Origin of the sequence: Corynebacterium yudongzhengii (assembly GCF_003065405.1) — a bacterium.
Lineage (GTDB): Bacteria > Actinomycetota > Actinomycetes > Mycobacteriales > Mycobacteriaceae > Corynebacterium > Corynebacterium yudongzhengii.
The window spans coordinates 121,686-141,966 of sequence record NZ_CP026947.1 but is presented as its reverse complement, the minus strand read 5'-3'; the positions used below and the strand labels follow the sequence as shown (position 1 = coordinate 141,966).

Below are 20,281 nucleotides of genomic sequence, written 5' to 3'. Positions count from 1 at the left end.
CACTCGGGTCCGGGGTATCGCCCGCCTGTCACAACCTAAATAACCATCAAGATGGCCCACACTCCCCACATCGCGAGTAGTGATGAGAGACCCGCAATAACAGCAAGGGTTATGAGCTAACCATTACGAGCGCGGGCTGCAAAGATCCCCGTCACAATCCCCAAGGGGATAGTGATTGTGTAGTACGGCACCGTTCCGTCCGGGAGGATGAAGGGAAACGATAAGGGAAGGCGATAGCCAAGAACGAAGCAAAACCGAGACCCACGCAGTCAGTGGGACATGCTGGCGGTTAGTGCTCATGGGGTCATTCCCTTCTTTCGCCTTACTTCACGCTAGCTGGCAGGGATTGGAGAGTGCTGAGATGAACCACGGAAACCGGCAGGCAGGCTGCCGATGCATAAGAGAGTATCCTGTCGAAATCCAGCTTGAAGCTCGCCGATTCAGGGTCTAGCGGACTGCGGGGAGCTCACGGGAGGGGCTGATGAGACTGGTGGGGTGACCAGCTGGTGGAATCGCGCATTCATCCGACCGTGCGTTCATAGTGCTCTTGCGCTGGTCGAATTCACCCACACGAAAGGACCCCACAAACAGGCCTCCTTTCGACTTCGCAGGACTCCTTTCCGAGAGGGTGCTTTCGACCAGCGTAAGCGCAGTATGGCGGTACAAACCCAAGCGAGGCCGAGCGAAGCCACGCGGGGAGGTAAACCCCCGCGACGCAAAAACTCCCCCACCGCCACGGTGAGGGAGTTAGTGCAGATGGTGCGCCCGGAGGGATTCGAACCCCCAACCTTCTGATCCGTAGTCAGATGCTCTATCCGTTGAGCTACGGGCGCATGCTGCTCTCTGCAACGAGGATCGACCTTACACCCACGAAAGCCCACCACCAAAACGGCAGGTAAACATAGGTTTAACTACACGCCGAGCGAAAACCTGCTTAAATCCCCAGCACCGCTCGGGCGATGAGGAAGTAGAGGATGAGGCCAGTGGCGTCGACGAACGTCGTGATGAACGGGTTCGAAAACACAGCCGGGTCCGCGCCGATTGCTTTCGCCAGCAGCGGCATGATCCCGCCGACCGACGCCGCGAGCGTACACACCGCCGTCAGCGTCAGCCCCAGCACTAAGCCTATCGACGCCCCGTAGATCGCCCCCAGCAGCAATCCGAAGGCGACGCCGAGCAGCAGCCCCAGCAAGGCGCCGACGCGCAGCTCGCGCCAGAGCACTTTGAATACGTCTTTCTTGCGCACGTCGCCCAGCGCCAGCGCACGCGTGACCGTCGTCGCCGCCTGGTTGCCGGTGTTGCCGCCGGTGCCGGTGAGCAGCGGGATGAACAGGCTGAGCACGACGGCCGCCTGCAGCGCCTCCTCGAACGCATCCAGGACCTGCACCGTCAGCAGCGCAGACACCGCGAGCACGCCCAGCCAGACGATACGGGAGCGCACCAGCTTCACGACGGCCGTGGTCAGATAAGGCTGTTGCAGCGGCTCGGCACCGCCACCGCGGGCGGCGTCTTCGTTGTCGGCCTCCTCGACGATGTCGAAGGCGTCGTCGACGGTGAGCATGCCGACGAGGCGGTCGGAGTCGTCGACAATCGGCAGCGCCAGGTAGTCGAGCGGGAGGAACCAGCGGGCGGTCTCTTCATCGTTATCGGCGGCGTGCGCGTATTCGGGCTCGCTCATCAGCTCTTCGACGCGCTCGTCCGGGTCTGCCGTAAACAGTGTGCGCAGGCTGGTCACGCCGACGAGCTTGCGGTCACTGGTGACGACGGGCACCGTATAGATCGACTCCGCATCCGCGGCCTGCTCGCGCAGCCTGTCTAAGGCGGTGGCGACGGTGTCGTGGAGCCCGACCATCGGCACCTGCGGCGACATGCGGCGCCCGATGGAGCGCTTCGGATAGCCGAGGACAACGCCGGTGACGTCACGTTGGCCCTGGGCCAGCGTTTGCATGAGTCTTTGGGCGATTTCGGCTGGCAGCTCGTCGAGAAGCGCCACCCGGTCATCCGGGTCGAGGGAGCCGAAGAATTCGGTGATAGGGGCATCGCCGAGGGCGTCGACAAGCTCGGCCTGGTGGGCGGAGTCAAGGGCGTCGAAGGCGTCGTAGGAGCGCGCCCGCGGCAGCAGGCGCAGCACGAGCGCGGCCCGGTTGGGGCCTAGGCGTTCGAGCAGGCTGATGGTGTTTTTCAACGACAATTTCCCCAGCAGCGCCTGGAGTTCTTCGGCGCGCTGGGGTTCGAGCTGCCCCTCGGTGAGGAGGATGCGCTCGAGATCGTCGATCACCACGGTATCGTCAGCCACGAATACCGAGGCTACCTGGAACTAGAGCGAGATTCCGAACACCGGGATCGCGATGAAGTACACCGCCGCGGTAATGAGGAAGACCGCGATGATGTTGAGGAACACGCCGCCCTTGATCATGTCGCCGATGCGCACGTAGCCGGAGCCGTACGCGATGGCGTTCGGCGGGGTGGCCACCGGCATCATGAACGCACAGGTGGCGGCGAGCGCGACCGGGATGACCAGCAGCAGGACGTTCTGCTCGCCACCGTCGGTCAAGCCGATGCCGACGGCCACACCACCCATGATCGGCAGGAAGGTCGCGGCCGTGGCGGTGTTCGAGGTGAACTCCGTCAGCACCAGGATGAGGGCGGCGATGGCCATAACCAGCAGGATCGTCGGCAGAGCGCCGAGGCCGCGAGCCATCTCACCGATCCACAGGGACAACCCGGAGTCGGAGAAGGCGGCCGACAGCGAGAGGCCACCGCCGAACAGGAGCAGGACGTCCCACGGCAGTTCGTTGGCGGTCTTCCAGTCGAGAACGCGCTCGCCCGTCTTGAACGACGCCGGCAGGATGAACATGAGCACGCCGGCGATCACGCCGATGATGGCATCTTCGTAGATGATCTCGATCTCGAAGTGATCCAGGGCCAGCGGCACAAAGACCCACGCTAGGGCGGCGGCGACAAAGATCACCGAGACCGCGACCTGCGGGAATTCCCACGGGCCCAGCTTCTTACGCTCGTTGCGGATCAGCTCCTTGCCGCCCGGGATCTCCTTCATCTCCGGGGCGAAGATGGTGATGAGCACGAGCCAGGCGATGATCATGAAGACCACGGCGACCGGCACGCCGACCATCATCCATTCGCCGAAGCCGATGGTGATGCCGTGCGCGCCCTCCAGGTAGCCGGCCATCAGGGCGTTCGGCGGGGTACCGATCAGGGTGCCCAGCGAACCAATCGACGCCGAGTACGCGATCGCCAGCATGAGCGCGGTGGCGAACTTCTTCTGGTTGCGCCAGCCGCCGACGCTATCGGCGGTCAGGGTGAGCACGGAAATACCGATCGGCAGCATAACGACGGCCGTGGCCGTGTTCGACACCCACATCGACAAAAAGCCGGTGGCGAGCATGAAGCCTAGGATCAGCTGTTTCGGCTTCGTACCGACCAGCGCCACCACCGCCAGCGCGAGCCTTCGGTGAATGTTCCAGCGCTGCAGGCCCAGCGCCAGCAGGAAGCCGCCGAGGAAGAGGAAGATCGTCGACGACGCATACGGCGACCCGACGTCCGAGAACTCGGAGACCTGCGCGATCGGGAACACGGCGATCGGGATCAGCGCCGTGGCCGCCAGCGGGATGGCCTCGGTCATCCACCACGTGGCCATGAGCACGGTCACCGCCGCGACGACGCGCAGCGCCTGGTGGTTGTAGTCGGCCTCCGGATCCGCGCCGATGGACTGCTCGACGGTGTCTACGGCGTCCGCGGGGAATATCAAAAAGACGATCGCAGCAAGCACCAAGCCGATAATGATGCCCGCCGCCTGACGACGCCACGTCCCTCGGTCAAGCTCCTCACCCGAGTCAGACTCTTTGTAATCAATTTCGGTATTCACCGGTGAACTCATAGGTATGACCCTTTCCTTCCACCCGCACCAACTATGCCGTAGTTCATCGTAGAACGGCAGACGTGACATGAAGAAGTTTTTGGCAAATAAAGTAGCTGCGTTACATCGTCAAAGGCTTTTTGACCTGCGCAATCATGCTGGTTATCACCACTTTTTTGCTTAGGTATTACCTCTCAGCGGGGGGTAAATTAGCTACCCCCGGACCCTGCCCGTTCAGACATGTGCGCACGTGAGCATTGAGGATTTTCCCACCTGCTCAACTAGGAATAGATCCACGGCTTGCTGATCTTCAGCCCAACCCGCTCCCCCACTTCCAGGCGCAGTCCACTCCAATACGCCCGGAGGGTGGTGCCGCGGGCGGTCTGCGCGGTCAGAGAGTACCCGCCAGGCACATACAGCACAGAGATCACCTCCGCATCGACGGTATCGGCAGCATCGGAAGGCTTGACGACGCTCACGTGCACCGGGGCCACGGCCACCTCAACGTCGCCGACGGCGGTGGTTGAGGGCTGTCCGTCTTGCGGCCAGTCGCCGGCAGTCCGCCTGCGGAGTCATGCCGCGGTATCGCTGGTCGAAATCACCCTTATAGAAACGAGTCCCGCGCGGTCGAAAGCAGGTCTCCTTTAGGGGTGGTCCCTTTCGACCAGCGATAGCGCCGCATAGCGCTACGTGCCTGGCACCACGAGAGATCCACCAGAGGAAGGCGCACCGCCGCCGATCGGCCACCCCACCAGACGCATTCGCCCCACCAGTCTCGCGCGTCACCTACCGGAGCCGGATCGACCCCAGTCCCAGAACCCCAACAGAACCTCAACGCAAAAACTCCCCTACCGCCACGGCAGGGGAGTTAATACAGAGCGTGCGCCCGGAGGGATTCGAACCCCCAACCTTCTGATCCGTAGTCAGATGCTCTATCCGTTGAGCTACGGGCGCTGAGCAGCGTCACAGGTGAAAGCCTGTAACGCTGAAAACTCTACATCGCGGGCCGAACAGATCCAAAAACAGATCTACCCTCAAGCCCACAAGCGAGCTCTAGGAGCTGAAAGAGCTCCCCAGCAGCGAGCTCCCGGAAGAACCAGAAGAACCGGAAGAACTAGAAGACCCAGAAGACCCCGGCAAGAAGCTCTCCACAGAATCCGAAGACTCGGCCCCCACCGTGAACTCATAGGTCTCGGTGAAGCTGCGCCCGTGGACGTCGGTCGCGGTGACCTCGGCGGTGTGGGTTCCTTCCTCGAGGCCCTCCGGCAGCGGGATGCACCAGATGTGGGCGGCGCGGTCGGCGATGCTGCCGCCGTGGACCAGCTGTTCCTGGACGGCGACGGGGTCGGAGTACTCGGCACCTGCGTACTGCTCTTCGCCCTGCATCGGCTGGGTGCGCTCGGCGGGCACTGCTTCGCCACCGTCGAACGAGACGGTGACCTCGGAACCGGTGGAGCCCATCCAGAAGTTGGTGGTCAGGTAGGTCTCGGCGAGGTCCTCGACGGGCACCGCGTTCGGGTGTGCGAAGGGTTCGACGGGCCCGGTGTTTTCGGCGTTGGAGTCTTCGTATTCGACGTGCTTGTCGAACCACTCGCGGTAAGCCGGGGTGTTCAGGCCGATGTTCATCTGGTCGGACTGGTCGCCGCCGACGACGGTGAAGTACTCGCTGACCTGGTTGTCGTTGATCTCGAGGGTGAGCACGCCGGGCTTGGAGCCGTCGCGTCCGTAGGAGAGCGGGTAGCCGTCGTCACCCATTTTTCCGCTGTACCAGTCGCCGGAGATGCCGCCGGCGACGACGTTGGTAAACGGCAGGCCGTCGATACCGTGGACTTCCTTCCAACCGCTGAGGCTGTCGCCCTCGCGCAGGTTGGCCACCGCGTGGGCGTGGCCGCTGACGGCGATGGTCTCGCGCCCCTCGACCAGCTCGGCGATCTCGGTGAACTGGTCGATCTGGTGCTGGGTCGAGGAGTAATCGGCGAAACCGACCAGCGGGATGTGGGAGGCGAGGACGATCAGCTTATCTTCCGGGGTGTTGGCGATGTCCTGGCGCAGCCACTCCATCTGCTCGTCGTCGATGGCGCCGTTGTACTCGCCGTCGCTGACGGGGTATTCGACCGACTCTAAGGAGATGATGTGGGCGTTGCCCACGTCGTAGGAGTAGTATTCGGGTCCGAACTGCTGGCGGTAGGTGGCGAACTTGTGCTCGTCGCTCTCGGCGTCGAAGTCGAGGTCGTGGTTGCCGGGCAAAAAGCGGGCCGGGCCGTTGATCCCGGCGGTCAGTTCGCGGATCTCCGGGTAGAGGGAGAGGTCGTCGCCGACGACGTCGCCGATGAACAGCGCGCCGCACTCGGTGTAGTCATCGCGCTCGGCAAGGTCGCGGAACGCGCCGTTGGCGGCGTAGCCGACCTCGTCCTGGTCGTAGGTCTGCACGTCGCCGCCGATGATGCAGTTCTGCTCCGGCGCGGCGGCCTGCTCCGAGACGGTCAGCGGGAAGTTCACGGCCTCCGGGGTCGGGCCGGTGGCCTCGAGGCCGCCGTAGCGCAGCTCAGGCGAGCCCTCGGGCACGTGGTTGTAGTAGAACTGAGCGACGTTGTGCTCGTCGACGGGCACCTGGTAACCGGAGGGCTGGGTGATGAAGACGGTGGTGTTGTCGTCGACGGGGATCTCGTAACGGCCCTCGTCGTCCGTGGTCACGATGTCTGCGCCGTTGGAAACGGCGACGCCGGGGATGCCGGGCTCGTCGTCATCCTAGGTGGAGTTGCCGTTGGTGTCTTCGAAGACGTAGCCGGTGAGCACGTCGTCGACCTCGCCGTCGGCGCTGTCGATGATTTCCACCCCACCGGCGGCGGGGGCGGTCTGGGCGATAGCGGTGGGAACGAAGATAGTGGTGGTGGCCAGGGCAACTGCCGTGGCGCTGGATGCGGTGATACGGAAGGTGCGCATGGCCCCAGAACCTAACCAGGCCGCGTTGCGATGCCTTTAAGCGAAGTTAAAGCCCAAGTTAAAAACGACACCGCCGGTTACACAGCCAGCGGTGTCGCACTCTGCGGAGATGAGAGGATTCGAACCTCCGGACCTCGTGAAAGGTCAACTCCTTAGCAGGGAGCCCCAATCGGCCGCTCTGGCACATCTCCTGATCAAGACGGTCAGTGTCTCGATATCTCCAGTCATCGTAGCGGGGCCGCGCCCGCCAGACCAAACCGGGCCGTAGGATTGCTGGCATGATCCGCCCCGACCTCAACGACATCCCGTCGTACGTGCCCGGCGCGCGTGTCGACGACACCCTCAAACTCTCCTCCAACGAGACCACCCAACCGCCGCTCACAGCGGTGCAGAAGGCGCTCGCCGACGCCCTGGCCACCACCAACCGCTACCCGGACATGGGCGCCACGGCGCTTCGCGACGGCCTCGCCGCCCACCTCGACGTCCCCGCGACACAGGTGGCGGTGGGCACGGGGTCCTCGGCGCTGTGCCAGCAGCTCGTCCAGATCACCACCTCCCCGGGCGAGGAGGTCCTATTCCCCTGGCGCAGCTTCGAGGCCTACCCGATCTTCGCGCAGGTGGTCGGCGCACGGCCCGTCGCCATCCCGCTAACTAGCACCGGGCATCACGATTTCGACGCCCTGGCCGCCGCGATCACCGACAAGACGCGCCTGATTTTTGTCTGCTCGCCGAATAATCCCTCGGGCCGGGTGACCACCACCGCGCAGTTCGACGCCTTCATGACCCGGGTGCCTGAAAACGTCCTCGTCGCCCTCGATGAGGCCTACTACGAATACAACCGCGACCCGGAGGCGGTCGACGGCCGCGACGTAACCGCTCGGTATCGCAACGTCGTCGCCCTGCGCACGTTTTCCAAGGCCTACGGGCTGGCGGGCCTGCGCGTCGGCTACGCCTTTGGCCCTGAGCCCATCATCGACGCCCTCAACAAGGTGGCGATCCCCTTCGGCGTCTCCTCGCTGGCCCAGGCGGCGGCGCTGGAAAGCCTGTCCCACCCAGACGAGCTTGCCGCCCGCGTGGAGGAAACCGTGCGGGCGCGGGAGCTGGTCGTCGATAAGCTGGGGACCGCCGAGACCCAAGGCAACTTCGTCTGGCTCCCCGACGTGGACTCGCAGGCCATTGCCACCGCCCTTGCCGCCGAGGGGGTGCTCGTGCGCGCCTTCGACGAGGGGGTGCGCATCACCGTGACCGACCGCGCAGAAGCCGAGATCCTCATCAACGCCTGGAAGGAGGCGCAGCTCTAGTTATGCGCAGTGTTTTCCTACTCATTCTCGATGTCATCATCGTCGCCCTCGCCCTGTGGGCGGTGGCGGCACTCGTGCCGGGCGTGGAGATCACCGGCGGGCCGAACATCTCTAGGGAGTGGACGTTCGTGGCCGTCGCGGCGGTGTTCATCCTGGTCAACTCGGTGCTCGGGACGCTTCTGCGGGTGCTCGGGCTGCCGCTGACGTGCCTGACCCTCGGCCTGTTCGCGCTGGTCATCAACGCCGCCGTCTTCGCCGCCGTGGCGTGGATCTCCCAGCAGATCGGGCTGGGGCTCTACATCGACGGCTTCTGGCCGGCGCTGTTCGGCGCGATCGTGCTCGCGCTCGTACGTTGGGCGCTGTCCACCCTCACCGAGGGGCTGCGCCGCGCCTAAAGGCACCTAAAGGCGCGCCTAAACTAGCCGCCGGCGAACGGGGGCAGGACGTCGATACGCTCGGCGTCGCCGACGAAGGTCTCGGGTGGGGCGCTGCGGCCGTCGAGAAGAAACGTGCACCGCGGGAGAATGTCTTTGAGGCTGAGCCCGGAATCGGTGGTGCCGGTGTGGCAGGCGGCGCGGTTGTCGAGAACCTGGCCGAGCGTGGTTTGCCTTCCCGGCGCCTCGATCTGCTCCAGGCCGACGCCGGTGGCGGCGCGCGCCGCGGCGAAGTAGTGGATCTCCATGACGCTCCTTGTCGGGAGGAAAAGGGTCGTTTAACGCGACGCTATCATGGTTTCAAACCAACCCAGTGTGGAAGGATTTTTCGTGCGCTCAATTGAGGATCATCTCGCGGCCACCCGTGACATGCTGCCGGATGTGGGCGTCGAGACCCTGTCGGTGGCCCCTGAGCTGGCCGGCCGCACGCTCGCCTCCGACATCATGGCCGCCAGCGACCTGCCGCCCTTCGATAACTCGCAGATGGACGGCTACGCCCTACCCGCCGGCCGCAGCGCCGAGGAGATCACCGTCGGCGAGACGATCCCCGCCGGCACGGACCCGGACGAGCTCTACCCGCACGGCCTTAACGATCAGGCCGTGCCCGTCATGACCGGCGCGAAGCTGCCGGGGGCACGGCAGCCGTCGTGGCGGTGGAGCATTGCTCGCCGGCTGAGTTCGTCGATCCCGGCGCGAGCATCCGCTTGCCTGAGATCACCCCGCAGCAGTTCGTGCGCCCGCGCGGCTCGGATATCGCGCGCGGGCAGTTGCTCCTCGCCCGGGACACACGGCTCACTCCGGCGGGGATCGCGACGCTGGTCAGCCAGTCGATCCCGGCCGTCGAGGTGTATCGCCGCGCTTCCGTGCTGATCGTCACCGGCGGTGCGGAGGTCGGCTCTGTAGGGGCGGCCTCGATCCCCGATTCCAATGCCCCCATGCTCGCCGCGCTGTGTCAGCGCCACGGCATCGACGTCGCGGGCTTCGTGCGCACCAACGATGACCCCGAGGCTTTGCGGGAGGGGTTGCAGGCGGCCGTCGATAAGCACCGCCCCACCGCCGTGGTGACCTCGGGCGGGATCTCGGCCGGCAAGTTCGAGGTGGTGCGCCAAGTGCTTAGCGACGGCTGGTTCGGGCACGTCGACCAGCAGCCGGGCGGGCCCCAAGGCTTATCGACGTTCGCCGCCACCCCCGTCATCAGCCTGCCCGGAAACCCGGTCTCGACGTTGGTGAGCTTCCGCATGTTCATCGCCCCGCTTCTCGGCCAGGCCCCTCAGCCTGTGACCGCTCAGCTCGCCGAGGCCCGCGAAGGCTTGAGCGATGAGCGCGATCAGCTGCTGCGCGGTCACCTGAGCAGCCGGCGCGACGGCACGCTCGTGGCCACGCCGACCGGCGGGACCTCGTCTCACCTGCTGTCGCAGGCCGCGACCGCCGACTGCCTCATCCGCATCCCGGCGCGCGCCGCGCTCACACCCGGCGCCGCCGTGACCGTCTACCCGCTTTAAACAGTGAAGGACTTCTGTCGTGTCGCATGATCATGATTCCTCCGCGGCGGCGAACCGGCCTGGGCGTACCGGGCTGGTGATCGTCGCCTCCACCCGCGCCGCCGACGGCGTCTACGAAGACCAATCCGGGCCGATCGCGGTGGAGTTTTTGCGCTCCAAGGGCTTCGAGACCCCCGCGGCCCTCGTCGTCGCCGACCGCGACATCCGCGCCACCCTCGACGAGGTCTTCGCGCGCCCGCAGGTCCCCCACGTGGTGCTCACCTCGGGTGGCACGGGCATCACCGCGGACGATCAGACCGTGGAGGCGCTCACGCCGCACCTCGAGCGGGAACTTCCGGGCGTTGTGCAGGCGTTTTTCACTAAGGGCCGGAAGAATATCGCCACCGCCGTGCTATCGCGGGCGGTCGCCGGGGTGAGTGGTCATACCTTCGCGATGACCCTGCCGGGCTCGCGCGGGGGAGTAAAAGACGGCTGCGCGGTGTTGGATGAGTTAGTCGTGCCGATCATCGACATGCTAGAGGAGGACCGTGACTAAAGCTGATCCCGCATACGTCGCCGAGCACACCGGCAAGGTGCTGGCGGCGTTCATGACCGAGTCTCCGCTCGAGTCGCTGTATTCCGAGGCCCGCGCGCAGACCGTCACCGAGGCCATGGGCGCGCTGGTGGTTTTCGAGGGCATCGTGCGCGATCACGATGGTGGCCAGCGCGTGGCCAACCTGACGTATACCGCGCACCCCACCGCCGACGAGGAGATCGCCCGCGTCGCCCGCGAGGTCTCCGCCGCCCACCCGCGCACGCGGCTGTGGACGGCCCACCGCACCGGCGCCTTGACCATCGGCGAGGATGCCTTCGTGGTCATGGCCGCCGCCGCCCACCGCGGGGACGCTTTCGCCGCCGCCTCCACCCTCGCCGATCGGGTCAAGGCCGAGGTTCCCATCTGGAAGGAGCAGGAACTCATCGACGGCACCAACACCTGGGTGGGTCTCGAATGAGGCCTGAGGACATCACCCGCTACCGCCGCCAGATCTCGCTGCCGGGCTTCGGCACCGCCGGGCAAGAGGCGCTTCTCGACGGCCACGTCGCCATCATCGGTGCCGGAGGCCTCGGCTCACCCGCGCTGCTGTATCTGGCAGGCGCCGGGATCGGCACGATCACGCTGATTGACGATGACGTCGTCGACGTCTCCAACCTGCAGCGCCAGATCATCCACCCGATGGACAAGGTGGGCACCCCGAAGGTCGAATCGGCGGCGGCACAGGTGCGCGCACTGAACCCAAACGTGTCGCTGCGGCTTTTCGAAGAGCGCCTGACCTGGTCGAATGCCCGCGAGGTGCTGGCGGATGCCGACGTCGTCCTCGACGGCACCGACAACTTCGACGCCCGCCACCTCGCCTCTGCCGCCTGCGCGCGGCTGGGCATTCCGCACGTGTGGGCCTCGATCTTGGGCTTCGAGGCGCAGCTGTCGGTGTTTTATGCCGGCAAGGGACCGATCTACGAGGACCTCTTTCCTACCCCGCCGGCCCCAGGCGTGGTGCCGAACTGCGCGCAGGCCGGGGTCTTGGGGCCCATCGTCGGCGTGGTGGGCTCCGCGATGGCGATGGAGGCGATCAAGCTGATCACGGGGGTGGGTGAGCCGCTGATCGGCAAGCTGGGCTACATCGATTCCCTGACCGGCATGTGGGAATACATCCCGGTCACCGGCAACCCCGAGGTCACCGAGCACGTGCGCACCTCTGAGCCGGCCCGCCAGGCGCCGACGCCGGCCGACGAGCTTCCCGACGTCCCCGAAACCTCCACCATCCCCGACGGCGCCGTGCTCATCGACGTGCGCGACCCCCACGAACACGCCGCCTTCACCCTCGCGGACTCGGTGAACATCCCCCTAGGCGACGTCCTCGACGCCACCGATCTGCCCGCGGAGATCACAGGTGCCGACGGACCCATCGTCGTCTACTGCGCCGGCGGAATCCGCTCCGCAAAGGCGGTGGCGAAGCTCCAAGAGCTCGGCGCCACCGACCTGGTGAGCCTGCACGGCGGGATCGACGGCTGGCTCGAGGCACGGGCGTAGGGGTTTGGGCTTGGTGCTGCCTTTGGTGACGCATGGTGCGCTTGCGCTGGTCGAAAGGAGGCGCCCATAAACGAGTCCCACGCGGCCGAAAGGAGCACTCCTTTCTATACGGGTGAATTCGACCAGCGTTAGCGTGGCATGAATGGCCGTTCGGCACTGACGCGCAATGCCACGGTCCGGCCACCCCATCAGCCCCGCCAGCCCCATCAGTCCCACCCCTAACCTCGCCAGCTCCTCGCAGGGGCATCCGCAAGACCAACCACCATAGTGCGCTTGCGCTGGTCGAAAGGAGGCGCTCATAAACGAGTCCCGCGAGGTCGAAAGGAGCACTCCTTTCTATGCGGGTGAATTCGACCAGCGATAGCGCGGTATGGCAGGGTAGATCCGCATAACAGGGTAGATCCGCAGAGCGCGAGAACCTCACAGAAGTGACCGTTGGGGCGGATGGGACGACTAATCGGCAACAATAAACGTCCACTACTCTGGGCCCCATGCGGCACACATTCCCGAAGAAGTAAACAGTGACCCCTTTTTGTCCTGGACTATTACCACCGTTATCTGAATAGCGATCCTCTTCGGAGTCCTCGCGCTCTGGAAGCGCTCACTAAAAGCCGACGCGAAAGGCTAGCCCCTATTCTTCCCGCGCGTGGGAGGCTTGGGCGCTGGGAGAGCTGGCTTCTGGCCCGCCGTCGATCTTGTCGTATTCTTCGTTCATCGCGTCGTCCTTGCTGCGGCCGAAGAAGAGGAAGCCGAACGCAATCGAGGCGATCAGCGCCAAAAGCATCACGGCGAAGAACGGCCACTGTCCGAACTGAATGATCAGCGGCACCGACGCCGCGGTGATGAGGCCACCGCCGAAGAAGGGCTCGAAGACGAGCTGCTTGTAGCCGAAGGCCTCGTACGCGGGCGTCTCGAGCTCTGGGTCGGCCATGCGCATGAGCAGCAGGCCGGTGGCGGTCACGCCCATGGACTGACCGAAGTCACCGATGCCGCGCTCGAACCAGAAGCGCGGAATGAACCGCGGCGCCAGGAAGAACAGCACGAAGCAGTTCCACGCCAGGCCCACCACAGCGAGGATGACGAACGGCACCCAGTTATCGACGATCGCGTTCAGCGACAGCGTCGCCAGCGCCGCAATGATCAGGAGGTCGAGGGCGAAGCCCTGGATGCGGTGCATGACGCCCTGGTCGATGAGCTTCGCGAGCGGCTCATAACGGTCCGCCACGATCTGGATGATCACGCCACCGAGCATGGCCAGCGGGAACAGCGGCACGTAGGCGAAAATCTCGACGATATCCGCCCACAGCAGCTGCTCGATGTACTGCAGGCCCGACAGGATGCCCTGGCCGATGAACACGGCGAGCGCCACGATACCGAAGGCGAAGGTCAGCGTCTCGACAGACGCCGTACGCGTGGTCAGGGTGCCCGCGGATTCCTTCTCTTCGTCGTCGTAGTAGAGGCCCTGCAGGGTGGACTTCGGGGTCTCGTGCGCGGAGTCGAGCACCTCGGACTTGCCGGTGCGCGCCGCCCAGTTCACGGCGATCACGCCGATGATCACGCCGGAGACGATGCCGACGGTCGCCATGGCCAACGCCAAGTCGCCGAGATCCGCGTGGCCGATCTCCTCGAAGACCGGGGCCATGCCGGCGGCGGTGCCGTGGCCGCCCTCAAAGCCGATCTCGATGAGGGTGGCGAAGACCGGCGGCACCGTAAACAAAGGAACGAGCACTAGGGCAGTGACGAGGATGCCCCAGACGTACTGACCGGAGGCGAAGGCGACACCCAGAGACAGCTGCACTCCGAGCAGCTTGGCCGCGCGGGTGAAGCTGGGGATCCGGGAGCCCAGGAACATTGTGGCGAACACGACGCTAATGAGCAGGCCTGGAAGCTCGCCCCAGACCTCCAGGGTGTTTTCTCCGAAGACACCGCCGTCTTCGAGGGCGGGCACGAAACGCCCGGCGACCTGCGGGCCGAGGAGAAGGGCCAGGAAACCACTGATGATGGATACCGGCAGGAACAGCTTCTGCACCACGGGGACCTGAACGCGGATCCCCTTACCGATGAGAACCAGCACGCCCAACAGCAGCAAAGCCACAGCAATTGAGGTGGAAGATATACGCGACTCCCAGTTTCTTGAACGCTAATTGTGATATAAAACTAGCAGTCCTCTTACTGTGAGTACCACCTCTTGACAGCGGGACCATTCCCAACCGGGGGCAATATCTCCTCCGAAAGTTCTATACCCCCCAGCTAGGCCCCCAGATGGTGCTCCAAATACTGCAGATCCGCCTGCTGCGGGCCGCGGTAGTCGCCCTCATAACCGACCTGGTCAATGAACCCCTTAACGAAAGGGCACACCGCAACGATCCTCAGGCCCTGAGCCGTCGTCTCTTCTAGCGCGCGGCCGATGAGGATGCCGGCGAGCCCGCGCCCGCCGAACTTCTCGTCGACCTCCGTGTGAAAAAAGATGCGCTCCTGGCCGTGATCGAGATATTGCGCCGAGCCGGCGAGCTCGTGGCCGTCGACATAGCTGATCTCGAATCTTCCGGTCGCGGGGTTCTGCTCGACTACGACCTCACTGCCTTGCTTGTCACGTGCGTTGTCACTCATGCCCGCCAGACTAGCCACAGTGAAAGAGCGGAGACGGAGGGATTCGAACCCTCGGAGGGTTGCCCCTCGCCGGTTTTCAAGACCGGTGCATTCGGCCGCTCTGCCACATCTCCTGCGGGAAAAAATTCTAACCTAAGGGCTGATCCTCACCTACCCTGGGGCTGCATGAAGGCAATCATCCAGACAGATAGTGACAACCCCCGTTCCCTCGAGTGGCAGGAGACCGAGAGACCGCAGCTCAACGAGGGCGAGGTCTTGGTCAAGGTCGCCGCCGCCGGCGTGAACCGCGGTGACATCGTCCAGGCCCACGGCAACTACCCGCCGCCGCCCGGCGCGAGCGAGATCATCGGCTTAGAGTGCGCCGGCACGATCGTGGATGCTGGGGACACGGATCGCTCCGTCGGCGAGGAGGTCGGCTGCCTGCTCGCCGGGGGCGGCTATGGCGAGTACGTCGCCGTGCCGGCGGGCCAGCTGCTGCCGGTGCCGAAGGGCTATTCGCTGAAGGAGACGGCCGCGGTCGTCGAGGTCGCGTGCACGGTGTGGTCGACGCTCGGCATGATCGGCGGGCTGCGCGAGGGCCAGCGCGTGCTCATCCACGGCGGTGGTGGCGGCATCGGCACGATGGCCATCCAGATCGCGAAGGCCTTCGGCGCCGAGGTGGCGGTGACCGCGGGTTCGGAGGAGAAACTCGCCACCTGCCGGGAGCTTGGGGCGGATATCCTCATCAACTACCGCGAGCAGAACTTCGTCGACGAGCTCAAGGGCACTTGCGATCTCATCCTCGACATCATCGGCGCCGACTACTTCGAGGACAATATGAAGTCTTTGGCCAAGGACGGCCACCTCATCGTCATCGCGGTGCAGTCGGGCCCGAAGGCGCAGATCAACTTGGGCCGGATGATGCCGCGTCGCCAGTCGATCACCGCTGCCACCCTGCGCGCCCGCGATTTAGAGGACAAGGCAAACATCGTCGCCTCCACGGTGGCCAACGTCTGGCCCCTGCTTGACGACGGCCGCGTCACCCACCGCATCCACACCACCATCCCGATGCCGGAGGCGGCGCGCGCCCACGAGCTGCTCGATTCCGGCGAGGTCACCGGCAAGGTCGTCCTCGAGGTCCCGCAGGACTAACCCCCTAGGCGAGCGACGCCACGACGCGCACTAGGTGTTCGACGTCGTGGCTCGTGTTGAACGGGCCGAGTCCCACGGTGACGGCGCCGCCGATGTCGTCGACACCCATGTCGGTGAGCAGCTGCGAGCTCGGCGCCAGCGAAGTCACGATGCCGTTGTCGAACAGGCGCTGCTGCACGGTATCGGCGGGCACGCCGTTGACGGCAAAAGACAGCCGCGGCAGCCGGTCGCTGTTCGCCCCGGCGGCGGCCTCCCCGGTCACGCCCAAGATGTGCACGGCGGGCAGCGATCCTAAGAAGGTGTGCAGGTCGTCGCCTAGCTCTTTGAGGTAGGCCTCGAGCGCCGCGAAAGACGCGGTGAGCCGCACCCGGCGCGACCCCCGCTTCTCGACGAGCGCCGCGTAGTGGTCCACCGTCGCACTGACGGCGCCGGCGAGTCCCGGCGAGACGGGCGAGGCGATGAGCTCCGGGTTACGCAGGCGCTTGAACATCAGCGGATGGCGAAACACCAGCGCCGCCACCTGCGGCCCGCCGAGGCGCGCTAGGTCGACGCCGAGGATGTCGACGTCCATCTCCTCAATATCGACCAGCCGGTGCGGGGCGTATTCCGACGCATCCGCCAGCACCCACGCCCGGGAGCGCGAGCGGGTGTTGTCGCTGATGGTCTTTACATCGGCAAGCGTGCCGAGTACGCCGTGGGCGGCGGAGAGGGCGACGAGGCGGGTGGAACCGTCGACAAGCTCCCGGTACTGCCAGCCCGGCAGCTCCCCGGTGCCCAGATCCGGCTGCGCCCAGCGAACCTCCGCCCCGAGCCGGGCGAAAGGTACGCTGGGCCGCTCGGAGTCCAGCCCGGAGAGGACTACCGAGCTGTTGCGGCGCAGCATCGGCTCCAGCGAGCGCGCAAGGTTGTCATAGAGCACCTCGAGAGAGGGCCCGAGCACCACGCAGTCGGCGGTCCCGCCGACCAGGTCGGCCACCGCGACGCGCGCCTGCTGCACAAACCCCTCCCCCTCGAGTGCCCCAGCGCGGGGCCGCTGCGCGTGATGTCCGCGGCCGCCGGAAGGGGTGAGTGGGGTCGTCGATAAGCGAAATGAGCGAGCGACCGCCGCCGAGACCCTTTCCGGAATTTGGGGTGCGGCCTGGGCGTTGAGGTAGGTCCAGCCGTCTCCTAAGGAGGTGTAATAGCCACGCACGCTATAGACGTCGTAGTCGGACATCCGTGAAAATCCTCCTGAGCCGAAACCGATCGTTCGCTATGGAATACCCAATTCAACCACCGCTCTACCCGGGGCTCCAAGTATGCGCAGTGACCTGCGCTCGGGGCGGGTAAGCAACGGCTACCATCGTAGCCATCGCCGCCCCGACCAGCGAAAAGTCAGAAAATTCTTATGTATTCCTCAACGTACGGACACCTTCCACCCACCAGGCACGCGCCTAAAGCGCCGGATACCGACGCAACCCCGACCGGGTACTAGGGTTAAAAGTCGTGCAGCACCATCGATCAGAACAACTCCGTGCCGATGTCGCGCGCATGACTTCCCAGCGCGACGAAGCGGACACCCCGCGTTCCGACTCGCAGACCATGTCCGCCGCCTTCCGCGACCTGATCCGCGGTGCCGGACAACACGAGCTCTGGCTGCAGCTGGGCTGGCAGGACATCAAGCAGCGCTACCGCCGCTCCACGCTCGGCCCGCTGTGGATCACCATCGCCACCGGCGTGATGGCGCTCGCCCTGGGCCTTTTGTATTCGATGCTCTTCCAGCTGCCGCTGGCGGATTTCCTGCCGCACGTCACCGTCGGCCTGATCATCTGGGGATTCATCGCCGGCTGCATCAAAGACGGGGCGAACGTGTTCATCGAGAACGAGGGACTCATCAAGCAGCTGCCGTCCGCGCTCAGCGTGCACGTCTACCGGCTGGTGTGGCGCCAGGCGCTGTTTTTGGCCCACAACCTGGTCATTTGGGTGGCACTGCTAGCGGTCTTTCGGATCAACGTCGGCTGGGAGGTGCTGCTGGCGATCCCGGCGATGCTTCTCATCGTGGTCAACGGTGTGTGGGTGACGATGCTTTTCGGCATCATCGCGACCCGCTTCCGCGACGTCGCCCCGCTGCTCGAATCCCTGGTGCAGCTCTTGTTCTACATCACCCCGATCGTGTGGACGACCCACACCCTGCGCGAGCAGGGCGGCCAGGTCGCCGAGCGCGCCCGCATCGCCGAGATCAATCCCCTGTATCACTACCTCGAGATCGTCCGCGCGCCCATGATCGGCCAGGATCTCGCCGCCTACCACTGGGGAATCGTCGCCGTGATCACCGTGGTCGGCCTCTTTGCTACCGCCGCGATCATGCGCCAGTGGCGGTTCCGCGTCAGCTACTGGGTGTAAAGGAGCACTTCCCACGACATGGTTTCCATCGACACCTACAACGCCTGCGTCGACTTTCCGATCTTCGACGCCAAGTCGCGCTCGCTGAAGAAGGCAGTCCTGTCGACGGCGGGCGGGGCGATCGGCAAGAACGCCGCGAACACGGTGGTCGTCGAGGCACTCAAAGACATCAACCTGCACTTACGCGAAGGCGATCGCGTCGGCCTGGTCGGCCACAACGGCGCCGGCAAGTCGACTCTGCTGCGCCTTTTATCCGGCATCTACGAGCCGACCCGCGGCGTCGCCGACGTCCGCGGGCGCATCGCCCCCGTCTTCGACTTAGGCGTGGGCATGGACCCGGAGATCTCGGGTGCCGAAAACATCATCATCCGCGGCCTCTTCCTCGGCCAGACGCGCGCCCAGATGCGCAAGAAGATGGACGAAATCGCGGAGTTCTCCGAGCTCGGCGACTACCTCTCCATGCCGCTGCGCACCTACTCGACCGGCATGCGCGTGCGCCTCGCCCTCGGGGTGGTCACCTCGATCGAGCCGGAGATCTTACTTCTCGACGAAGGCATCGGCGCCGTCGACGCCGCCTTCATGGCCAAGGCCCGGGTGCGGCTACAGGAGCTGGTCAAACGCTCCGGCATCCTGGTCTTCGCGTCCCACTCCAACGACTTCCTCGCCCAGCTGTGCACCACCGGCCTCTGGATCGATCACGGGGAGATCCGCAAGGCCGGGCTTGTCGACGAAGTCGTCGAAGCCTACGAGGGCCCCGAAGCCGGACAGCACATCCGCGACCTGGTCAAAAGGTTCCAGTCCGAGGAGGAAAGCTCATGACCGCCCCGCTGAATCGACAGGGCACGACCGCCGCGGTGATCGTCACCCACCGCCGCGTCGAGCTGCTGCGCGCCTCGCTCACGCAAGTCGCAAACCAAACCCACCGGCTCGACTGGATCATCGTGGTCGACAACGGCTGCGAAGACGAGGTGCGCTCACTTCTCGACGAGCTCGCCCCCGAACGCGGCGTCTACCTCCCCTCGAAGACAAACCTCGGCGGCGCCGGCGGCTTCGCCTACGGCTTCCTCACCGCCCTGGCCCTCGGCGCGGACGCGATCTGGTGCGCCGACGACGACGGCCGCCCCGCCGACACCACCACCCTCGAAACGCTTTACGACGTCGCCACCGCCCGCCACCTCCACCAGATCTCCCCGGCGGTCTGCAACATCGACGCCCCCGAGACCCTCGCCTTCCCCTTGCGCCAGGGCCTGACCTGGCACCGACGCCGCGAAAAACTCGAAGGCGACTTCATCGACTCCTACGCCTCCCTCTTCAACGGCGCGCTGATCTCCGCGGAGGCGATGGAGATCATCGGCGTGCCCGACTACCGACTCTTCATCCGCGGCGACGAAGTCGAATACCACCGCCGCCTCTCCCGCTCCGGGCTGCGCTACGGCACCGCATTAAACGCCTTCTACCTGCACCCAGACGGATCCGCCGAGTTCCACCCCATCCTCGGCGGGCGCATGCACGCCCAATACCCCGACAACGACACCAAGCGCTACTTCACCTACCGCAACCGCGGCTACCTCCTCTCCCAGCCCGGCAACCGCAAACTCGCCTTCCAGGAGCTCGCCCGCTTCGGCTGGTTCTTCCTCGTCCAGCGCAGGGACTTCTCCGGATTCCGCGAGTGGCTCCGCCTCCAGCGCGCCGGCATGCGCGAGGACTTCCGGCGGCCTTAGGTTTGGGCGGTGCGCTTGCGTTTGCGGCTGGTTGGTTGGTGTATGGTGCGCTTGCGTTTGCGGCTGTTTGGCGCATAGTGCGCTAACGCTGGTCGAAAGGAACCACCCTAAGGGAGTCCTGGTTTCGACCGCGCGAGACTCCTTTCTATAGGGGTGAATTCGACCAGCGATAGCGCACCATGTAAAGCCAGGCCCGGCAGGCTACGCGAGCCCTACCGAAGAGGCCGGTGGGACGGACGGGACAACCGACCGGCTACAGCAACCACCTACACGCTCCGACACCCATGCGACGCTAACGCTGGCCGAAAGGAG

Annotated in this window: 18 protein-coding genes, 4 tRNA genes and 1 pseudogene; 10 read left to right on the top strand and 13 right to left on the bottom strand. The window is 65.2% G+C overall.

Annotation, left to right across the window (positions count from 1 at the left end; genetic code table 11):
• Positions 1-757 precede the first annotated feature (757 nt).
• The 8 genes from C3B44_RS00690 to C3B44_RS00660 all read right to left on the bottom strand — a co-directional run bounded on the left by C3B44_RS00690 (position 758) and on the right by C3B44_RS00660 (position 7,011).
• A tRNA-Arg gene (locus C3B44_RS00690) sits at positions 758-833 on the bottom strand.
• A gap of 101 nt (positions 834-934) precedes the next feature.
• Positions 935-2,296 (bottom strand): magnesium transporter, encoded by a 1,362-nt coding sequence (mgtE, locus tag C3B44_RS00685; RefSeq protein ID WP_108430667.1) that lies wholly within the window; start codon positions 2,294-2,296, stop codon positions 935-937.
• Positions 2,297-2,317: 21 nt separating this feature from the next.
• Positions 2,318-3,898 (bottom strand): SLC13 family permease, encoded by a 1,581-nt coding sequence (locus tag C3B44_RS00680; protein ID WP_108430666.1) that lies wholly within the window; start codon positions 3,896-3,898, stop codon positions 2,318-2,320.
• A gap of 260 nt (positions 3,899-4,158) precedes the next feature.
• Positions 4,159-4,371, bottom strand: coding sequence for a hypothetical protein (locus C3B44_RS00675; RefSeq protein ID WP_146183485.1), 213 nt, complete (start codon positions 4,369-4,371; stop codon positions 4,159-4,161).
• 387 nt (positions 4,372-4,758) lie between these two features.
• Positions 4,759-4,831, bottom strand: a tRNA-Arg gene (locus C3B44_RS00670).
• 99 nt (positions 4,832-4,930) lie between these two features.
• Entirely contained in the window at positions 4,931-6,607 is a 1,677-nt protein-coding gene (locus C3B44_RS00665) for a calcineurin-like phosphoesterase C-terminal domain-containing protein (protein ID WP_199222445.1), read from the bottom strand.
• An 18-nt stretch (positions 6,608-6,625) separates the two neighbouring features.
• The gene (locus C3B44_RS11720; RefSeq protein ID WP_199222442.1) at positions 6,626-6,820 is read right to left on the bottom strand and encodes a hypothetical protein; all 195 of its coding nucleotides are present in this window, start codon (positions 6,818-6,820) and stop codon (positions 6,626-6,628) included.
• A gap of 104 nt (positions 6,821-6,924) precedes the next feature.
• A tRNA-Ser gene (locus C3B44_RS00660) sits at positions 6,925-7,011 on the bottom strand.
• Between the two features lie 87 nt (positions 7,012-7,098).
• On the opposite strand from C3B44_RS00660, the gene C3B44_RS00655 reads away from it, so the two are divergent.
• Both C3B44_RS00655 and C3B44_RS00650 read left to right on the top strand, forming a co-directional pair.
• A complete protein-coding gene (locus tag C3B44_RS00655) occupies positions 7,099-8,121 on the top strand; it encodes a histidinol-phosphate transaminase (RefSeq protein WP_108430664.1) in 1,023 nt (340 codons plus the stop codon).
• Positions 8,122-8,123: 2 nt separating this feature from the next.
• Positions 8,124-8,516 carry a phage holin family protein gene (locus tag C3B44_RS00650; protein WP_108430663.1) on the top strand — a complete coding sequence of 131 codons (393 nt, stop codon included), beginning with the start codon at positions 8,124-8,126 and terminating at the stop codon, positions 8,514-8,516.
• 23 nt (positions 8,517-8,539) lie between these two features.
• Here C3B44_RS00650 and C3B44_RS00645 read toward each other — a convergent pair whose 3' ends face one another.
• Positions 8,540-8,803, bottom strand: coding sequence for a MoaD/ThiS family protein (locus C3B44_RS00645; protein ID WP_108430662.1), 264 nt, complete (start codon positions 8,801-8,803; stop codon positions 8,540-8,542).
• Between the two features lie 46 nt (positions 8,804-8,849).
• Between C3B44_RS00645 and C3B44_RS00640 the strand changes: the two are divergent.
• The 4 genes and pseudogenes from C3B44_RS00640 (at position 8,850) to C3B44_RS00625 (ending at position 12,125) form a co-directional block, all read left to right on the top strand.
• Positions 8,850-10,057, top strand: a pseudogene (locus tag C3B44_RS00640) (molybdopterin molybdotransferase MoeA).
• Between the two features lie 19 nt (positions 10,058-10,076).
• Complete coding sequence (locus C3B44_RS00635) at positions 10,077-10,592, top strand: MogA/MoaB family molybdenum cofactor biosynthesis protein (RefSeq protein WP_235840477.1); 516 nt, start codon at positions 10,077-10,079, stop codon at positions 10,590-10,592.
• Between the two features lie 52 nt (positions 10,593-10,644).
• Complete coding sequence (locus tag C3B44_RS00630) at positions 10,645-11,049, top strand: molybdenum cofactor biosynthesis protein MoaE (protein WP_108432502.1); 405 nt, start codon at positions 10,645-10,647, stop codon at positions 11,047-11,049.
• Positions 11,046-12,125, top strand: a complete 1,080-nt coding sequence (locus C3B44_RS00625; RefSeq protein ID WP_108430661.1) for a ThiF family adenylyltransferase — start codon at positions 11,046-11,048, stop codon at positions 12,123-12,125. Before C3B44_RS00630 ends, C3B44_RS00625 begins: the two co-directional genes overlap by 4 nt.
• A gap of 631 nt (positions 12,126-12,756) precedes the next feature.
• Here C3B44_RS00625 and C3B44_RS00620 read toward each other — a convergent pair.
• The 3 genes from C3B44_RS00620 to C3B44_RS00610 all read right to left on the bottom strand — a co-directional run bounded on the left by C3B44_RS00620 (position 12,757) and on the right by C3B44_RS00610 (position 14,848).
• On the bottom strand, positions 12,757-14,220 hold the full coding sequence (locus C3B44_RS00620; RefSeq protein ID WP_235840476.1) for a sodium/glutamate symporter: 1,464 nt from the start codon (positions 14,218-14,220) through the stop codon (positions 12,757-12,759).
• 155 nt (positions 14,221-14,375) lie between these two features.
• On the bottom strand, positions 14,376-14,735 hold the full coding sequence (locus C3B44_RS00615; RefSeq protein ID WP_108430659.1) for a GNAT family N-acetyltransferase: 360 nt from the start codon (positions 14,733-14,735) through the stop codon (positions 14,376-14,378).
• 28 nt (positions 14,736-14,763) lie between these two features.
• Positions 14,764-14,848: transfer RNA gene (locus tag C3B44_RS00610), tRNA-Ser, on the bottom strand.
• Between the two features lie 52 nt (positions 14,849-14,900).
• On the opposite strand from C3B44_RS00610, the gene C3B44_RS00605 reads away from it, so the two are divergent.
• Positions 14,901-15,866, top strand: a complete 966-nt coding sequence (locus C3B44_RS00605; RefSeq protein ID WP_108430658.1) for an NAD(P)H-quinone oxidoreductase — start codon at positions 14,901-14,903, stop codon at positions 15,864-15,866.
• 4 nt (positions 15,867-15,870) lie between these two features.
• Here the strand turns inward: C3B44_RS00605 and C3B44_RS00600 are convergent, their stop codons facing one another.
• Positions 15,871-17,082, bottom strand: a complete 1,212-nt coding sequence (locus tag C3B44_RS00600; RefSeq protein ID WP_108430657.1) for an aminotransferase class V-fold PLP-dependent enzyme — start codon at positions 17,080-17,082, stop codon at positions 15,871-15,873.
• Between the two features lie 314 nt (positions 17,083-17,396).
• Here C3B44_RS00600 and wzm point away from each other — a divergent pair, with 314 nt between their 5' ends.
• The 3 genes from wzm to glfT1 are packed head-to-tail and all read left to right on the top strand — an operon-like array spanning position 17,397 to position 19,969.
• Positions 17,397-18,248, top strand: a complete 852-nt coding sequence (wzm, locus tag C3B44_RS00595) for a galactan export ABC transporter permease subunit Wzm/RfbD (RefSeq protein WP_108430656.1) — start codon at positions 17,397-17,399, stop codon at positions 18,246-18,248.
• Positions 18,249-18,266: 18 nt separating this feature from the next.
• Positions 18,267-19,067, top strand: coding sequence for a galactan export ABC transporter ATP-binding subunit Wzt/RfbE (wzt, locus tag C3B44_RS00590; RefSeq protein WP_108430655.1), 801 nt, complete (start codon positions 18,267-18,269; stop codon positions 19,065-19,067).
• Positions 19,064-19,969: a galactofuranosyltransferase GlfT1 gene (glfT1, locus tag C3B44_RS00585; RefSeq protein ID WP_108430654.1), complete on the top strand. Its 906-nt coding sequence runs from the start codon at positions 19,064-19,066 to the stop codon at positions 19,967-19,969. Before wzt ends, glfT1 begins: the two co-directional genes overlap by 4 nt.
• Positions 19,970-20,281: the final 312 nt, after the last annotated feature.